This is a genomic window from Ottowia sp., assembly GCF_016703145.1.
GTDB lineage: Bacteria > Pseudomonadota > Gammaproteobacteria > Burkholderiales > Burkholderiaceae_C > Ottowia.
Genome location: NZ_JADJCO010000005.1, coordinates 143,341 through 158,417, shown reverse-complemented (window position 1 = coordinate 158,417; position 15,077 = coordinate 143,341). Strand labels below are relative to the sequence as shown.

Genomic DNA, 15,077 nt, shown 5'->3' with positions numbered 1-15,077 from the left:
TTGAAGTAACCGGATGACCGACCCGCGCACGCTCTCGAAGACGCCCCGCATCGGCCTGATCTATGCTCGCGCCCGCAACGGCGTGATCGGCCGGGACGGCGCCATGCCCTGGCACCTGCCCGAAGACCTGGCGCACTTCAAGCGCACCACGCTCAGCCACCCGGTCGTCATGGGGCGCAAGACCTGGGACTCGCTGCCCGCGCGCTTCCGCCCCCTGCCCGGCCGCGCCAACGTCGTCGTCACGCGGCAGGTGGATTGGCATGAAAACGGCGCGAAGCCCGCATCAAGCCTGCGCGAGGCGCTACAGATTTGCGAGAACGCGGATCAGGTCTGGATCATCGGCGGCGCGCAGATCTACGCCCAGGCACTGCCGCTAGCCGACGAGGTGGTGGTGACCGAGATCGACGCCGACTTCGACGGTGACGCCTTCGCCCCCACCCTCGGCCCCGAGTGGCGCGAAGCGGCGCGCGAGCGGCACGCCAGCGCGTCGGGGCTGGGCTACAGCATCGTCACCTGGCGGTGCGCGGCCTGACCGGGACACACTCATGCCGGGTACGCCACCGCGCCGTCCGGCTGCACCACGGCGCCCGGTGTCAGGCGGGCCGGCTCGACCTGGCCGCGCCCCAGGATGTGCAGCACCGTCTCGCCCCGGGCGATCAGGTGATCGGCCACGATGCGCCGGTGGCAGCGCCACCACACGGCTTCGGAGCACATCATCGCGCAGCGCTGCCGGCGCCCGCGCTCGATCAGGTGGTCGAGGGCGGCGTGGAAATCCGGGGAGAGCGCGTAGTCGGCGTAGTTGTGAAAGCTGTCGTTGGTCCAGAAGCCGTTGACGCCGGACAGCACGCCCCTGGCCTTGCCGCGCAGGCCGCCGAGTGCCACCATGGCCTCGTATGCCACGCCGCGCGCCCGCAGCGCGTCGGACAGCGGGCCCTGGTTGAACTGGGGGTTGGCCCGCGAGGCCGGCACCTTGCGGATGTCCGCCACGAAGCCCACGTCCACCTGCGCCAGCAGCGCGGTGAAGTCCTCGATGGGCCGGTTGGAGTGGCCGACCGTGAAGAAAGGCAGCGCCACGCCGCGCCCTCAGGGTGCGTGCTCCAGCACGCCGCCCCGGTGCGCGGCGACGTGATCGGTCTTGTCGCTCTTGATCTCGTACTGCGGATCGGCCGGCGAGGCACGGTGTACGTGGCCCTTGTAGAGAAAATCTGCGGTATGGACCGCGATGATCGTCCCCGAGACTCGGCCGGCCTCGGAATTCCACGTCACGTGATCGCCCATCTCGAATGTCCTGGTCATGGGGTGAAATCCTCCTGCGAATCGAAACGCCGCCAGCCATCGCAACGCGCACTGCCTCCTCGGCGCGTTGGCAAGCGACATTCTGAGCCGGGCCTCGCCCTCGTCGCAAGGCCTTCGGGGGCCGCGCGAGAACCAGCGCCTGTTTACAGGCGTCCCGTCAGGAGCATGACGACCAGTACCAGCACGATCAGGCCGACGATGCCGCTCGGGAGATAGCCCCAACTCCGGCTGTGCGGCCAGGTGGGAAACGCGCCGATCAATACCAGGATCAGGACGATCAGCAAAATGGTGCTCAAGCTCATGATCTACTCCTTGTGGTGAGTTGCGTCGTTCGCGAATGGTTCAGGCCGGGCTGACGTCTGGTCCTTGTTTCCATGGGATGAAGCAGCGCCATCCGGTGGGTGCAAGGCCGCCTTCAGGTTCTTGAGGAAGCTGCGGGTGTCCACACGGCCTTCCTCGATTTCGGCCACGGCGCTTTCCAGAAGGTCTCCGCCAGCCACGGCATCGAGTGGCGCCGGGTGCTGGCCCTCGCCCTGCTTGCGGCGGGCATATCGCCACCCTATGTTGGGCAGGGTCGCCATCTGCGAAACGACGGCCGCGCACACGATCAGCGCGATGCCCAGGCCAATGCTGTCGAGAAAGTACACGGTGGCACCGATGGCCGCCAGGGCCAGGGCAGCGAGGATGGTGGCAATGTTCATGGTGACCTCCAGAGGCCGGTGGCGCACCCCTTGTCTGCCTGCATTGGAGCCTGATCGGACCAGCGAGTCTGTGCGCTGACGCACCCTTGTCTTGCAGGACCCTGGAGGCATTGAGAACCCCCAGCTTTGGACCACGGCAGCTCAGGTCGCTACTGCCCAACCGCCCCAAAAGTCCGGCATCTGTCCGGGCATGCCCTCCCTCGGTTGCCACCCTTCAGGAATCGGAGCTGGTGTTGGGGCAGGTAGCTGCTGGAGTCCTTGAAGTGGATCGTGCGGTGCTCGCTGCCCTGTGCGGCACGCAGACCAGCCATGGCGGGCGCGGTCCAGCAGCGGCAGGGCTGGGGCTCCACGATGGCCGCGAAGTGCTTGCCACGGTACGGCGTCAGGCGCTTCTTCAGGCCCTCGGTGATGTTGCGCTGCGCCTTGTCGGCGGTGGGCAGCCAGTATTCGTACACCTGGCGGGCCAGCATCAGGGCGCGGTCGGCCGTCTCCAGCGCGCCGCGTTCCTCGACCTTCTGCAATACGGCCAGCAGCTCCATCGGCTCGATGGCGGCCATGGGCCGGTCGCCCAGCCAGGGGAACAGGTCGCGCTCCAACTGGCGCAGCGTGCGCCGGGCATGCTCGGGGCTCCAGCCTTCCACTTGCTTGGCACGCCACTCCAGGGCCACAGCCTTGAAGGTGCCGCCGCCCTCGCGCTGGCCCTGAGTTTGTCCAGCCTGCGCGCCTGCACCGGGTCAACGCCGACGGCCTTCTGCAACCTGGCCGCGTCACGCGCCTTGCGAGCATCGGCCACGCGCATGGCCGGGTAGCTGCCCAGGGCCAGGCGGCCCTCCTTGCCGTCGGCGTAGGTTTTCCAGAACCAGCGCTTGGAGCCGGCCGGGCTGACTTCGAGGTAAAGGCCAGCCGAGTCGGTGAAGCGGGCACGCTTTCTGTCGGGCGGGCAGGTGGCGTTCTTGCAGTGCAGGTCGGTCAGCATCGAATGGCCTCCAGGGCGGGGAAACAGGGGAGACCGGGGAACAAAACCCCGATTTGCGGACTGTAGCCCGGCTTGTTCCCCGGTCTGTTCCCCGGTTTTGCTCCGGCTTCAGGCGAACTATCTCGGACGACTGCGGAGGCTAAGTTGCTGACCAGCCAATGAAAAAGGACGTTCACCGGAAGGTGGCGAACGTCCTTGGATGATATGGTGGTGGAGCTGGCGGGATTTGAACCCGCGTCCGCAAATCTTCCACGCCCAGTTCTACATGCTTAGCGGTCTGTTTTGAGTCTCACCGCCCGCGTCGCGCAGTCGCACGCTACGCCGGCAGCCAGTGCCCTTTTGTCTTACCTGCGTCCAAGGCACCCGGACGCAAGCCAGCCAATGTGGATTCCCCCGCAGCCGGGACGGCTTGCGCCGCCCTTGCCCAGCCCATCGGCCTGCTGTTGCGAGGCTCACCGCTGTTTAGGCGGCGAGTGCGAAACGTTCGTCGTTTGCAGTTAGTTTGTTTCAGCTGTTTTACGAGGTGACTGAACCTCGGCATGCCCTGAAGCGCTTCCAACCCACGTCGAAACCAATGCAGCCCCTGGAACATGCATTTTAGGCTGGATTCAACAGATTCAAGAGCTGCAGCGGCTCATCGATGGCGGCATCGGCACGCCAGCGCTCCACGTCGGTGCCCACGCCCAGATAGCCGTAGCGGGCGGCCACGGTGGCCACACCGGCGGCCTTGCCGGCCTGGATGTCGCGCTCATCGTCGCCGACGTAGATGCAATGCGCGGGGGAAACAGCGGCCTGCCGCATGGCCTCGACAAGCGGCGCCGGATGCGGCTTGGCATGCGGTGTGGTATCGCCGCTGACAATGGTGGCAGCGGCGCCAAAAAGAGGCATCGATGCCGTGAGCGGTTCGGTGAAGCGCCGCGACTTGTTGGTGACCACGCCCCACAGCATCCCACGCTCGCGCAGGGCCAGCAGCAAGAATTCGACACCGGTAAAAGTGCGGGTCAGCCGGGTCATGCGGCGCTCGTAGTTGGCGAAGAATTCTTCCCGCAGTTCCGCGAATCCGTGATCCTCTGGCGACAGGCCAAAAGCCACCCTCAGCATGCCACGGGCGCCCGAACCCGCGCTGGCGCGATACGCCTGCACGGGCAACGACGGCAAGCCCCGCGCGGTGCGCATCTCGTCGGCTGACAGGCCAAGGTCGGCGGCGCTGTCGATCAGGGTGCCGTCCAGATCGAACAGCACGCAGCGAATATCCCGGCGCCAAATCATCGCTCTGCCTTGCGGGCCGCGATCATGTAGTTGACGCCGGTATCTGCCGACAGGCGGTAGCGGCGAGACAGCGGGTTGTAGGTCAGCCCCCGGCTGTGCTCGAGGTCCAGGCCGGCGGCGCGGCAGAACTGCGCCAGTTCGCTCGGCCGAATCAGGCGCGCGTATTCATGCGTGCCGCGCGGCACCAGGTTCAGTGCGTACTCGGCCCCGACAATCGCCATCAGAAACGACTTGGGGCTGCGGTTGATGGTGGAGAAAAAAACCCATCCGCCCGGCTTGGCCAAGGTCGCGCACGCCTGGACGATGGACGCCGGGTCGGGCACATGCTCCAGCATTTCCATGCAGGTCACGGCGTCGAACTGGCCCGGCATTTCCTCCGCCAACGCCTCGGCCGCGACGTGGCGGTAGGCCACTCGCGGCGTCTGCGACTCCAGTGCGTGCAACTGAGCCACCCTGAGCGATTTGTCCGCCAGGTCGATGCCCAGCACCTCGGCGCCTTTGCGCGCCATGGCATCGGCGAGGATGCCGCCACCGCAGCCCACGTCCAACACGCGGGTGCCCTCCAGGGGACGGATGCCATCGATCCAGTCCAGGCGCAGCGGGTTGATCTGGTGCAGAGGCGCGAATTCCCCGTCGATGTCCCACCAGCGGTGGGCCAGGGAGGAGAACTTGGCCAACTCGGCCTGATCGACATTGGCGGCATTCATGGGCGGGATTGTCCCATGCGCCGCCCACGCCGGCGCCGCCGTGGAGCGCCCGGCTCAGGGCGCCAGCCGGTGAAAATCGGCGAATCGGACGCGTTCGGCCTGAATTTCCTGCACCGTGATGCAGGCTTTGGGCGGCGCCGTCCCCCGGCTTTGCCAGTAGTCCCTGTATGCACGGCTCTGGTAGGGGTCGGCAACCACGTAGCCCGCCTGCTCGGGGCAGATCTTGGCGTCGGCGCACGTGCGCCAAGTAGCGCCATAGATGACGCGGCCATCCCTGGTCAACCCGGGAAAAGCGCTGGCCAGCACCCGGTGCATGGCATGGTCGAGCCGGAAGGCCTGCTTCAGGCCGCGATCGAAGACATAGACGTGGCCCAGGTCGCTGTAGGTCAACCAGGCCTGCGCGCCCCCCCGCGAAAATCCGAAGACGGCCTTGCTGGGTGAAGAGCCCAGATCCGCCCGCAGATCGCAAGGATGCTCGGTGGCCATGGCCCGAGGCGCCAAACCGTAGACGCGCATGGAAGGCTGGCCAGACCTGGGCGTTTGGGGTATGGCTGAGAACTCCCCGCCATCGACCGAGATCATGGGCAATGCATAGACGCTGCCGTCGATGTGTGTTCGCCCGCCACAGATGAAACGTGGCCTCGTGGTACCGGCCAGACGCGCCGTCCGGCCATCGTCATGCACTTCTATGGTGGCAACCTGCAATGGCCCGACGCCCTGGTTGTCGGAGTTGGCGTCCTGGGGCCAACTGAGCGAACGAATATGGATGGTTTGCGATGATGCTTGCCCGCGGGTCCCATCGGGTAGCAACGCATTGTCCGGTGTGGGTATCTCGGATGCGGCAGCATAGAAACCGGTCATGCCGCCCTTGAACAAAGGCGGGGCGCGCATCTGCTGCCGCAGCACGTCGGTGAAACGATAGTGCTCGCCAGTCACATCGACCAGGTAGCGCCATGTCCCTTGAACCGGAAAGGCTTCGTTGGACAACGGCGTCGAATACGCTTTCACAGGGCCGGCCGCACCGGCCGGCAGTTCCATCAGGCTGACCCTGCCCAGCTGGGCGCCCGAATAGGAGCGGAGGATAAAGCGGCCGTCCGGACTCACGCGCTCATAGGTTCCCAGGGCAGCCACCCCATTGTCGTCACGCCCCACGGCCTGGGCGTCCAGCGCAAGATAGGCCAGGGGTGCGATGCACGCGAAATGGGCCTCTTGAGCCTCTGCGGACACCCTGATGACCATCACGCCAACGATCAACGCTGACCTGATCGTTGGCGGCATCAAGGGCATGCGGCCTCCTTCAACTGCGCCTCTCGCGCGCGAAGCACCGACACCCAGGTCACGTCCGGCATCACCCCGAGGACCGGCCAGGGGTGCCACTGACCGCAGCGGGCCACCAGGCTGGCTGGCGTGTGGTTGAGCGCGCCCAGCTTCACCGCCATGTGTTCGTCCACGGTCTCCATGAATGCCAGTTCCGGCTGTCCTGCAGCGCGAATCCCGGCCCACCACTCAGCCAGCGGCACCCGCGGATCACGAGCGGCCAGAACTCGAAAGCCGGCATCCTGAGCCGCCTGCCGCATGCGCGGCCATTCGCGCAGCGCATAAACCATGCGCGGTGACAGCACCATCAGCACCGTCGTCTGACCATGGCCGCGATCCAGCCAAGCCCCGTCGTCTGCGGCGCGTTCGGAAGAGAGCACAGCCGCAGCAACCATGAGGGATGCCAGTATCAGAACTGCCGCCACGACACTCCAGGGGAGGACGGCGCGTCGAGGTGGCCCAGGCACTTCGGTCACAAGAACAAAAAAGCCCTGGGAGCTTTCACCCCCAAGGCTTTACGAACGTCGTCCGTGAATCGGATTATTTGCTGGGACGAGTACCGACCACTTCAATTTCCACGCGGCGGTTCTTCGCGCGGCCTTCGGCGGTGCGATTGTCAGCCACGGGCTGGGTCTCGCCCTTGCCTTCGGTGTAGATGCGGTTGCGCTCGATGCCCTTGGACACCAGGTAGGCCTTCACGGCTTCGGCGCGACGCACCGACAGGCGCTGGTTGTAGGCGTTGGAGCCCACCGAGTCGGTATGGCCGACAGCGATGATCACTTCCAGGTTGATGCCCTGAATCTTGCTCGTCAGGTCGTCCAGCTTGGCGCGGCCCTCGGGCTTCAGCACGGCCTTGTCGAAGTCGAAGAAAGCATCGGCGGCATACGTCACCTTCTGAGCGGCCACAGGTGCGGGCGCAGGTGCGGGGGCCGGAGCGGGAGGCGCCGCGACAGGTGCGGGCGCAGGCGCGGCCTTGGGCGCCTCGAGCGCGCCATCGCAGCCAGGCGCTGCGGTGGCGGGCGTCCAGAACGCATCGCGCCAGCACAGTTCGTTGGTGCCGTTTTTCCAGATCAGGTTGCCATGGCCACTACGCCAGTTGTCGGAATTGATCGTCGAGCCAGCTGCGAAGGCGGAACCAGCCACGGTTGCGACAGCGAACATGATCGCTACTTTGTTCAGTTTCTTCATGGTTCTCCTCAGGGGAAAAAAGCCGCAGCCGGGCTGCGATAAATCGGACGCTTCAAGTGACCACCACCAAAAACGCTGGATTGATTGTGCCACACGTCCCTGCGGATTCTGCCCAGAACGGGCGCCCCAGCCGTCAGACAACGCCCGAATCGCGATGATATGTTGCTCCGACGCGACAACTCAAAGCACCTAAAATCAACGGTTTTCGCCGCTCAGGGTTGCTTCCATATATATGACCTCATTCGCCAAAGAGACACTCCCGATCAGCCTGGAAGAGGAGATGCGGCGAAGCTACCTCGACTACGCGATGAGCGTGATCGTGGGTCGAGCCCTGCCGGATGCGCGCGACGGCCTCAAGCCGGTTCATCGCCGGGTGCTGTTTTCGATGCACGAGGCGAACAATGTCTGGAACCGCCCTTATGTGAAATGCGCTCGCGTGGTCGGCGACGTACTCGGCCGCTTCCATCCCCACGGCGATTCGGCCACCTACGAGGCGCTGGTGCGCATGGCGCAGGACTTCTCCCTGCGCCACCCGCTGATCGACGGACAGGGCAACTTCGGTTCGGTGGACGGCGACAGCGCGGCCGCGTACCGCTACACGGAATGCCGACTGGAGAAGATCGCCGGCGAGATCCTGGCCGATATCGACAAGCAGACGGTCGACATGGTGCCGAACTACGACGGCAAGGAGCTCGAACCCACCGTCCTGCCGACCCGCCTGCCCAATCTGCTGATCAACGGTTCCGGCGGCATCGCCGTGGGGATGGCCACCAATATCCCTCCGCACAACCTCAACGAGGTGGTCGACGCCTGCCTGCACCTGCTGCATCACCCGCTGGCCTCCATCGACGAGCTGATGGAGATCGTGCCGGCTCCCGACTTTCCCACCGGAGGCATCGTCTACGGCATCCAGGGCGTGCGGGAGGGGTACCGCACGGGTCGGGGCCGGGTGGTGATGCGCGCGAAGTGCCACTTCGAGGACATCGACAAGGGCCAGCGCCAAGCCATCATCGTTGACGAGATCCCCTACCAGGTCAACAAGAAGACGCTGCAGGAGCGCATGGCCGAACTGGTGCACGAGAAGAAGCTCGAAGGCATCAGCCACATCCAGGACGAGTCGGACAAGTCCGGCATGCGCCTGGTGATCGAACTCAAGCGCGGCGAAGTGCCGGAGGTGGTGCTGAACAACCTCTACAAGCAGACGCAGTTGCAGGACACCTTCGGCATCAACATGGTGGCCCTGGTGGATGGACAGCCGAAGCTGTGCAACCTCAAGGACTTGCTGGAGGTCTTCCTCCAACACCGCCGCGAAGTCGTCACCCGGCGCACCGTGTACGACCTGCGCAAGGCGCGCGACCGCGGCCACGTGCTGGAAGGCTTGGCCGTGGCGCTGGCCAACATCGACGAGTTCATCCGCATCATCCGCGAGTCGCCCACACCGCCGGTGGCCAAGGCCGAACTGATGGCGCGGCAATGGGACAGCTCGCTGGTGCGCGAGATGCTGACGCGCACGCGCGAGGACGGCGTGACGATCAGCGCCGACGACTACCGCCCCGAAGACCTGGATCGCGAATTCGGCCTGCAGCCGGGCGGCCTGTACCGCCTGTCCGACACCCAGGCGCAGGAAATCCTGCAGATGCGCCTGCAGCGCCTCACCGGACTGGAGCAGGACAAGATCGTCGCCGAGTACAAGGAGGTGATGGCCGAGATCGAGGATCTGCTCGACATCCTGGCCCGGCCCACGCGCGTCTCGACGATCATCGGCGATGAGCTTGCCGCGCTCAAGAACGAATTCGGCCAGGCCAAAGGGAGCGCCCGCCGCTCCGTCATCGAGCACAACGCGCAGGATCTGGCCACCGAAGACCTGATCACGCCCACCGACATGGTGGTGACGCTCAGCCACGCGGGCTATATCAAGGCCCAGCCGCTGTCGGAATACCGCGCGCAGAAGCGGGGCGGCCGAGGCAAGCAGGCCACCGCGACCAAGGAAGACGACTGGATCGACCAGCTCTTCATCGCCAACACGCACGACTACATCCTGTGCTTCTCCAACCGGGGACGGCTGTACTGGCTCAAGGTGTGGGAAGTACCCGCCGGCTCGCGCGGCTCGCGCGGGCGGCCCATCGTCAACATGTTCCCGCTGGCCGAAGGCGAGAAGATCAACGTGGTGCTGCCGCTCACCGGCGACGCCCGCACCTTCCCGGCCGACCACTACATCTTCATGGCCACCGCGGGCGGCACGGTCAAAAAGACGGCGCTCGACGAATTCAGCAACCCGCGCAAGATCGGCATCATCGCGATCAAGCTCGACGAAGGCGACCAGCTCATCGGCGCCGCCGTGACCGACGGCCGGCACGACGTGATGCTGTTCTCGGACGGCGGTAAGGCGGTGCGGTTCGACGAGAACGACGTGCGCTCGCTCGGCCGCCAGGCGCGCGGTGTGCGCGGCATGTCGCTGGAAGAAGGACAGAGCGTCATCGCCATGCTCGTGGCCGATGGCGAAGCCCACGCCGAGGGCGCGCAACCCCATGTGCGCACCAGCGTCCTGACCGCCACCGAGAAGGGTTACGGAAAGCGCACGAACATTACCGAATACACACGGCACGGCCGGGGCACCAAAGGCATGATCGCCATCCAGCAAAGCGAGCGCAACGGCAAGGTCGTGGCCGCGACGCTCGTCAGCGCGGACGATGAAATCATGCTCATCACCGACAAGGGCGTGCTGGTGCGCACCCGCGTGGCCGAGATCCGCGAGATGGGACGCGCCACCCAGGGCGTCACGCTCATCGCGCTCGACGACGGCGCCCAACTGAGCGGCCTGCAGCGCATCGTGGAAAATGATGCCCAGGACGCGGACGTCGACATCCTTCCGAACGACTCAACGGAGTAATCAAATCTTGAAAGCAGTTCTTTCCAAACTTCCCACGGCTATTGTTTTTGCAGCTGCCTGCGCCCTGTCCACGGGCGCCGTGGCCCAGGACTCCAAACGAGCGCTGGCCGTGAAGCTGGCCCAGATGCAGCAGAAATCCGATGGCGACGCCATGGCTGGCCAGCTGACGGCCAGTGCCGTGCAGCCGCTGCTGGCCAGTTGGTCCCAGCGCCTGGACGAAACCGTTCCGCCGGCGCGCCAGAAGGAAGTGCGCGACAAACTGGATGTCGAGCTGAAGAAGTTCACCGAGAACACGCACAAGACCATCGAAGCCCAGGTCGGCAAGGCGGCCGAGTCGGCCCTGGTGCCCATCTTCATGGAGAAGCTGAGCGAAGATGAAATGAAGACCATCATCGCCTACATGGAATCCCCGGCCAGCGCCAAATTCCAGGCGCTCGGCTCCGACGCCGCCAATGCCTGGGCCAAGAAGGTGATCGACGCGACGCGTTCGACGGTGGAAAGCGGCGTCAAGACCTTCGACACCGCCGCCAACAAGATCGTCGGCGCGCCCGCGTCCTCGGGCGCGGCTTCGGGCGCCAAGAAATAATCACGCCACCCTTCCTCCGGCGCCGGCCCCTCCTGGCCGGCGCCTTTGCTTGATCACGCCGCGCATGAGCTCGCCTCCCATCCAATCCGAAGCCCTGGCCCGGCTGCGCACGCAGATCGACGGCCTGGACGCACAACTGCTCTCGCTGCTCAACGAACGCGCCAGAGTGGCCGAGGAGGTGGGCGAGCTCAAGCGCCACGAGGGCACGCCCTTCTTCCGCCCCGACCGCGTGGCCCAGGTCATCGCCAAGGTCCAGGCCGCCAACCCCGGCCCGCTGCTCAACCAGCACGTGGCCGCCATCTGGCGCGAGATCATGTCGGCCTGCCTCGCGCTCGAAGTGCCCCAGCGCGTGGCGGTGCTGGGCCCCGAGGGCACCTTCACCGAACAGGCGGCGGTCGAGTTCTTCGGCAGCGCCGCCAACCTGATCCATTGCGCCAGCTTCGACGAGGTGTTCCACGCCACCGCCGCCGGCACGGCGCAGTTCGGCGTGGTGGCGGTCGAGAACTCCACCGAAGGCGTGGTGGCGCGCACTTTCGACCTGTTCCGGCATTCACCGGTGCACATCGTGGGCGAAGTCAGCCTGCTGGTGCGCCACAACCTGCTGCGCCAAGTCAATGCGCTGGACGGCATCGAGGTGGTGATGGCGCATCCGCAGGCGCTGATGCAGTGCCAGGGCTGGCTCTCCGCCCATCTGCCGCACGCCGAGCGCCGCGCCGTCTCCAGCAACGCCGAGGGCGCGCGCCTGGCGGCCACCAACCCGGCCTGGGCCGGCCTGGCCAGCGAGCGCGCGGCCGCGCAGTTCGGCCTGCACATCGTGTCCCATGCCATCCAGGACGAGGCCTACAACCGCACGCGCTTCGCCGTCATCTGCCTGCCGCAGACGCTGGCCATGCCGGCGGCCACCGGCAAGGACTGCACCAGCCTCGTCGTGTCGGTGCCCAACAAGCCCGGCTCCGTGCACGACATGCTGACCCCGCTGAAGAAACACGGCGTCAGCATGACGCGCTTCGAGTCGCGTCCAGCCAAGTCGGGGCAGTGGGACTACTACTTCTACATCGACATCGCCGGCCACCCCTCCCAGCCGCACGTGGGCGCGGCCCTGGACGAGTTGCGATCGGTGTGCGCGTTCTACAAGGTGCTGGGCGCCTACCCCCTCGGACACGATGTTTGAACAACTGGGCTTGATCGGCTGCGGCCTGATGGGCGGCTCGTTCGCCCTGGCGCTCAAGCGCGCGGGGCTGGTGCGGCGCGTGGTCGGCTACAGCAAGTCGCCCTCCACCACCGAGCGCGCGCGCCAACTGGGCGTGATCGATATCGAGGCGCCATCGGCGCTGCTGGCGGTGTCGGGCGCCGACCTGGTGCTGCTGGCCGTGCCCGTGGCCGCGACCGAGACCACGCTCAAGGCCATCCGCCACCTGCTGAACCCGGACATGCTGGTCATCGACGTGGGCTCCACCAAGCGCGACGTCGTCGATGCCGCGCGCCGCACGCTCAAGGGCGGCGTGGGCATCTTCGTGCCGTGCCACCCCATCACCGGGCGCGAGGTCGCCGGCGTGGAGCACGCCGACGCCGAACTCTACGCCGGCAAGCAAGTCATCCTGACCCCCATCGAGCGCACGCTGACCGGCAAGATCGACCAAGCCACCGCGCTGTGGCGCGCCCTGGGCTGCCGCGTGGCCAGCATGTCGCCCGAGTCGCACGACGCCGCCTTCGCCGCCGTCAGCCACCTGCCGCACCTGATTGCCTTCGCGCTGATGAACGGCATCACCGGTCAGCCGCAGGGCGACGAATACCTCTCCCTGGCCGGCCCGGGCTTTCGCGACTTCAGCCGCATCGCCGCCAGCGACCCGCAGGTCTGGCGCGACGTGCTCATCGCCAACCGCGAGGAACTGACCCGGCAGACGCGCCTGTTCCAGGACGCGCTGGCCGAGCTGGAGCAACTGATCTCCGCCGGCCAGACCGACGCGCTGGAGCGCCTCATCCACCGCGCCAGCCACGCCCGCGCGCACTGGCGCGTGGCGCCAGGCGCCAAGTAGCACCCCACCCCCTTTCGTCCTCCTTCGCTGGCCGTGTTCGACCTTCCGTTCCTCGACGTTCCGGCGCTGCGCGCCGTCTGCGGCAGCGTGCGACTGCCCGGCTCCAAGAGCATCTCCAACCGCGTGCTGCTGCTCGCCGCGCTGTGCGAAGGCCGCACGGTGGTGCACGACCTGCTGGACTCCGACGACACGCGGGTGATGCTGCAAGCGCTGCGGCAACTGGGCTGCGGCGTGGAGGTCGAAGGCACGCGCGCCGTGATCGAAGGCATCGGCGGCCGCGAGCCCCAGCGCCGGGCGAGCCTGTTCCTGGGCAACGCCGGCACCGCCATGCGCCCGCTCACCGCCGCACTGGCCGTGCTGGGCGGCGACTACGCCCTCAGCGGCGTGCCGCGCATGCACGAACGCCCCATCGGCGACCTGGTCGATGCCCTGCGCGCGCTCGGCTGCCGCATCGACTACACGGGCCAGCCGGGGTTTCCGCCGCTCCTCATCGGCCAGCCGCAACTCAGGCTGGACCAGCCCATCCCCGTGCGCGGCGACGTGTCGAGCCAGTTCCTCACCGCGCTGCTGATGGCGCTGCCGCTGGCGGCCAGCCGCCCCGACGCCGGCGACATCGCGATCGAGGTGGTGGGCGAACTCATCTCGCGCCCCTACATCGACATCACGCTGCAGTTGCTGGCGCGCTTCGGCGTGCAGGTGCGACGCGAGGGCTGGCAGCGCTTCGTCATCCCGCGCGGCAGCCGCTACCGCTCGCCGGGCGAGATCCACGTCGAGGCCGACGCCTCGTCTGCTAGCTATTTCATAGCTTCAGGCGCAATATCCACGCCGGCTAAAGGCCAAAATGGCTTGAAAATCGACGGCATCGGCCTGGATTCCATCCAGGGCGACATCCGCTTCGTCGATGCCGCCCGCCAGATGGGCGCGCACATCGACAGCGGCCCCAATTGGCTGCGCGTGCAGCGCGGCGCCTGGCCGCTCAAGGCCATCGACCTCGACTGCAACCACATCCCCGACGCCGCCATGACGCTGGCCGTCATGGCCTTGTACGCCGACGGTCCCAGCACCTTGCGCAACATCGCCAGTTGGCGCGTGAAGGAAACCGACCGCCTCGCCGCCATGGCCACCGAGCTGCGCAAGCTCGGCGCCACCGTCGAGGAAGGCACCGACTTCCTGCGCGTCTGGCCCCTGGCGCCGGCCCAGTGGCGCGCCGCTGGCCTGCACACCTACGACGACCACCGCATGGCGATGTGCGGCTCGCTGGCGGCCTTCAACCCCGCCGGGCTGCCGGTGCGCATCGAAGACCCGAAGTGCGTTGCCAAGACCTTCCCGGACTACTTCGAGACGCTGCTGGCCATCGCCGAGCCGGCCGCCGCCGTGCCAGTGATCTGCATCGACGGACCCACCGCCTCGGGCAAGGGCACGCTGGCCAGCGCCGTGGCGCGGCGCCTGGGCTGGCACTACCTGGATTCGGGCGCGCTCTACCGCCTGGCGGGCCTGGCCTCACGCCGCCAGGGCCTGGCGCCCGAGGCGGAGCACGCCGACGCCATCGCCGCCATCGCCCGCGCGCTGCCGGTGCGCTTCGACGCCGACCGCGTCTGGCTCGGCAGCGAGGACGTCACCGAGACCATCCGCAGCGAGGCCGCCGGCATGGATGCGTCCCGCGTCTCCGCATTCGCCGGCGTGCGCCAGGCTTTGCTGGACCTGCAGCGCGGCGCGGCGCGCCTGCCCGGCCTGGTGGCCGACGGGCGGGACATGGGCACGGTGATCTTCCCCCATGCACCGCTCAAGGTGTACCTGACCGCCGATGTCGCCCAGCGCGCTGAGCGACGCCATAACCAGTTGATTTCCAAGGGAATTTCAGCTACACTTGAGAGTCTTCGCACTGACTTGGAAGCGCGCGACGCGCGGGATCAGTCCCGCACCGCCGCGCCCTTGAAGCCCGCGCAGGACGCCTTGCTGCTGGACAACTCGCAACTGTCGATCGAGCAATCGGTCGAGCAGGTGCTCCGCTGGTGGCAGGAGAGGCAGCCCTTCTAGCGCCGTCATCGGCGCCCAGGCCGCCCACCCGGACGATGCGCCCCAGTGGCGCACCGTCCGTTTTTTGGTCCACC

General features: G+C 66.9%; 16 protein-coding genes, 1 other RNA gene and 1 pseudogene. 6 read left to right on the top strand and 12 right to left on the bottom strand.

Annotated elements, in window-relative coordinates; translation table 11 throughout:
- The first annotated feature begins 13 nt into the window (after nt 1–13).
- Nucleotides 14–532, top strand: coding sequence for a dihydrofolate reductase (locus IPG65_RS13820; RefSeq protein ID WP_293190851.1), 519 nt, complete (start codon nt 14–16; stop codon nt 530–532).
- Between the two features lie 11 nt (nt 533–543).
- Here the strand turns inward: IPG65_RS13820 and IPG65_RS13815 are convergent, their stop codons facing one another.
- From IPG65_RS13815 to ompA, 12 genes and pseudogenes are all read right to left on the bottom strand, one after another.
- Nucleotides 544–1,074: a DUF488 family protein gene (locus tag IPG65_RS13815; protein ID WP_293190848.1), complete on the bottom strand. Its 531-nt coding sequence runs from the start codon at nt 1,072–1,074 to the stop codon at nt 544–546.
- A 9-nt stretch (nt 1,075–1,083) separates the two neighbouring features.
- Nucleotides 1,084–1,296: a DUF2945 domain-containing protein gene (locus tag IPG65_RS13810; RefSeq protein ID WP_293190846.1), complete on the bottom strand. Its 213-nt coding sequence runs from the start codon at nt 1,294–1,296 to the stop codon at nt 1,084–1,086.
- 143 nt (nt 1,297–1,439) lie between these two features.
- The gene (locus tag IPG65_RS13805) at nt 1,440–1,598 is read right to left on the bottom strand and encodes a DUF3309 family protein (RefSeq protein WP_293190844.1); all 159 of its coding nucleotides are present in this window, start codon (nt 1,596–1,598) and stop codon (nt 1,440–1,442) included.
- A 3-nt stretch (nt 1,599–1,601) separates the two neighbouring features.
- Nucleotides 1,602–1,997 (bottom strand): hypothetical protein, encoded by a 396-nt coding sequence (locus IPG65_RS13800; RefSeq protein WP_293190842.1) that lies wholly within the window; start codon nt 1,995–1,997, stop codon nt 1,602–1,604.
- A gap of 149 nt (nt 1,998–2,146) precedes the next feature.
- On the bottom strand, nt 2,147–2,665 hold the full coding sequence (locus IPG65_RS13795) for a hypothetical protein (RefSeq protein WP_293190823.1): 519 nt from the start codon (nt 2,663–2,665) through the stop codon (nt 2,147–2,149).
- A gap of 107 nt (nt 2,666–2,772) precedes the next feature.
- A pseudogene (locus tag IPG65_RS13790) lies at nt 2,773–2,973 on the bottom strand (Arm DNA-binding domain-containing protein); the annotation flags it as partial.
- Between the two features lie 208 nt (nt 2,974–3,181).
- Nucleotides 3,182–3,557: a transfer-messenger RNA gene (gene ssrA, locus IPG65_RS13785) on the bottom strand.
- A 13-nt stretch (nt 3,558–3,570) separates the two neighbouring features.
- Entirely contained in the window at nt 3,571–4,239 is a 669-nt protein-coding gene (locus IPG65_RS13780) for an HAD-IA family hydrolase (RefSeq protein ID WP_293192974.1), read from the bottom strand.
- Nucleotides 4,239–4,949 (bottom strand): bifunctional 2-polyprenyl-6-hydroxyphenol methylase/3-demethylubiquinol 3-O-methyltransferase UbiG, encoded by a 711-nt coding sequence (gene ubiG, locus IPG65_RS13775; protein WP_293190821.1) that lies wholly within the window; start codon nt 4,947–4,949, stop codon nt 4,239–4,241. The genes IPG65_RS13780 and ubiG overlap by 1 nt, the downstream gene beginning before the upstream one ends.
- 54 nt (nt 4,950–5,003) lie before the next feature.
- Nucleotides 5,004–6,236 carry a hypothetical protein gene (locus tag IPG65_RS13770; protein WP_293190819.1) on the bottom strand — a complete coding sequence of 411 codons (1,233 nt, stop codon included), beginning with the start codon at nt 6,234–6,236 and terminating at the stop codon, nt 5,004–5,006.
- Complete coding sequence (locus IPG65_RS13765; protein WP_293190817.1) at nt 6,227–6,646, bottom strand: hypothetical protein; 420 nt, start codon at nt 6,644–6,646, stop codon at nt 6,227–6,229. Before IPG65_RS13765 ends, IPG65_RS13770 begins: the two co-directional genes overlap by 10 nt.
- 160 nt (nt 6,647–6,806) lie before the next feature.
- Complete coding sequence (ompA, locus tag IPG65_RS13760; protein ID WP_293190815.1) at nt 6,807–7,454, bottom strand: outer membrane protein OmpA; 648 nt, start codon at nt 7,452–7,454, stop codon at nt 6,807–6,809.
- Between the two features lie 232 nt (nt 7,455–7,686).
- Between ompA and gyrA the strand changes: the two genes are divergently transcribed.
- From gyrA to IPG65_RS13735, 5 genes are all read left to right on the top strand, one after another.
- Nucleotides 7,687–10,344, top strand: a complete 2,658-nt coding sequence (gyrA, locus tag IPG65_RS13755) for a DNA gyrase subunit A (protein WP_293190813.1) — start codon at nt 7,687–7,689, stop codon at nt 10,342–10,344.
- A gap of 109 nt (nt 10,345–10,453) precedes the next feature.
- A complete protein-coding gene (locus IPG65_RS13750) occupies nt 10,454–10,930 on the top strand; it encodes a DUF2059 domain-containing protein (RefSeq protein ID WP_293190811.1) in 477 nt (158 codons plus the stop codon).
- A gap of 64 nt (nt 10,931–10,994) precedes the next feature.
- Nucleotides 10,995–12,101, top strand: a complete 1,107-nt coding sequence (pheA, locus tag IPG65_RS13745) for a prephenate dehydratase (protein ID WP_293190809.1) — start codon at nt 10,995–10,997, stop codon at nt 12,099–12,101.
- Entirely contained in the window at nt 12,094–12,966 is an 873-nt protein-coding gene (locus IPG65_RS13740) for a prephenate dehydrogenase/arogenate dehydrogenase family protein (protein ID WP_293190807.1), read from the top strand. The genes pheA and IPG65_RS13740 overlap by 8 nt, the downstream gene beginning before the upstream one ends.
- A gap of 33 nt (nt 12,967–12,999) precedes the next feature.
- Nucleotides 13,000–15,003, top strand: coding sequence for a bifunctional 3-phosphoshikimate 1-carboxyvinyltransferase/cytidylate kinase (locus IPG65_RS13735; protein ID WP_293190805.1), 2,004 nt, complete (start codon nt 13,000–13,002; stop codon nt 15,001–15,003).
- Nucleotides 15,004–15,077 lie beyond the last annotated feature (74 nt).

Coding starts and splice junctions, on each gene's coding strand:
- IPG65_RS13820 (WP_293190851.1), top strand. CDS start 14: ATGACCGACCCGCGCACGCTCTCGAAGACGCCCCGCATCGGCCTGATC.
- IPG65_RS13810 (WP_293190846.1), bottom strand. CDS start 1,296: ATGACCAGGACATTCGAGATGGGCGATCACGTGACGTGGAATTCCGAG.
- IPG65_RS13805 (WP_293190844.1), bottom strand. CDS start 1,598: ATGAGCTTGAGCACCATTTTGCTGATCGTCCTGATCCTGGTATTGATC.
- IPG65_RS13800 (WP_293190842.1), bottom strand. CDS start 1,997: ATGAACATTGCCACCATCCTCGCTGCCCTGGCCCTGGCGGCCATCGGT.
- ubiG (WP_293190821.1), bottom strand. CDS start 4,949: ATGAATGCCGCCAATGTCGATCAGGCCGAGTTGGCCAAGTTCTCCTCC.
- IPG65_RS13770 (WP_293190819.1), bottom strand. CDS start 6,236: ATGCCCTTGATGCCGCCAACGATCAGGTCAGCGTTGATCGTTGGCGTG.
- ompA (WP_293190815.1), bottom strand. CDS start 7,454: ATGAAGAAACTGAACAAAGTAGCGATCATGTTCGCTGTCGCAACCGTG.
- gyrA (WP_293190813.1), top strand. CDS start 7,687: ATGACCTCATTCGCCAAAGAGACACTCCCGATCAGCCTGGAAGAGGAG.
- pheA (WP_293190809.1), top strand. CDS start 10,995: ATGAGCTCGCCTCCCATCCAATCCGAAGCCCTGGCCCGGCTGCGCACG.
- IPG65_RS13740 (WP_293190807.1), top strand. CDS start 12,094: ATGTTTGAACAACTGGGCTTGATCGGCTGCGGCCTGATGGGCGGCTCG.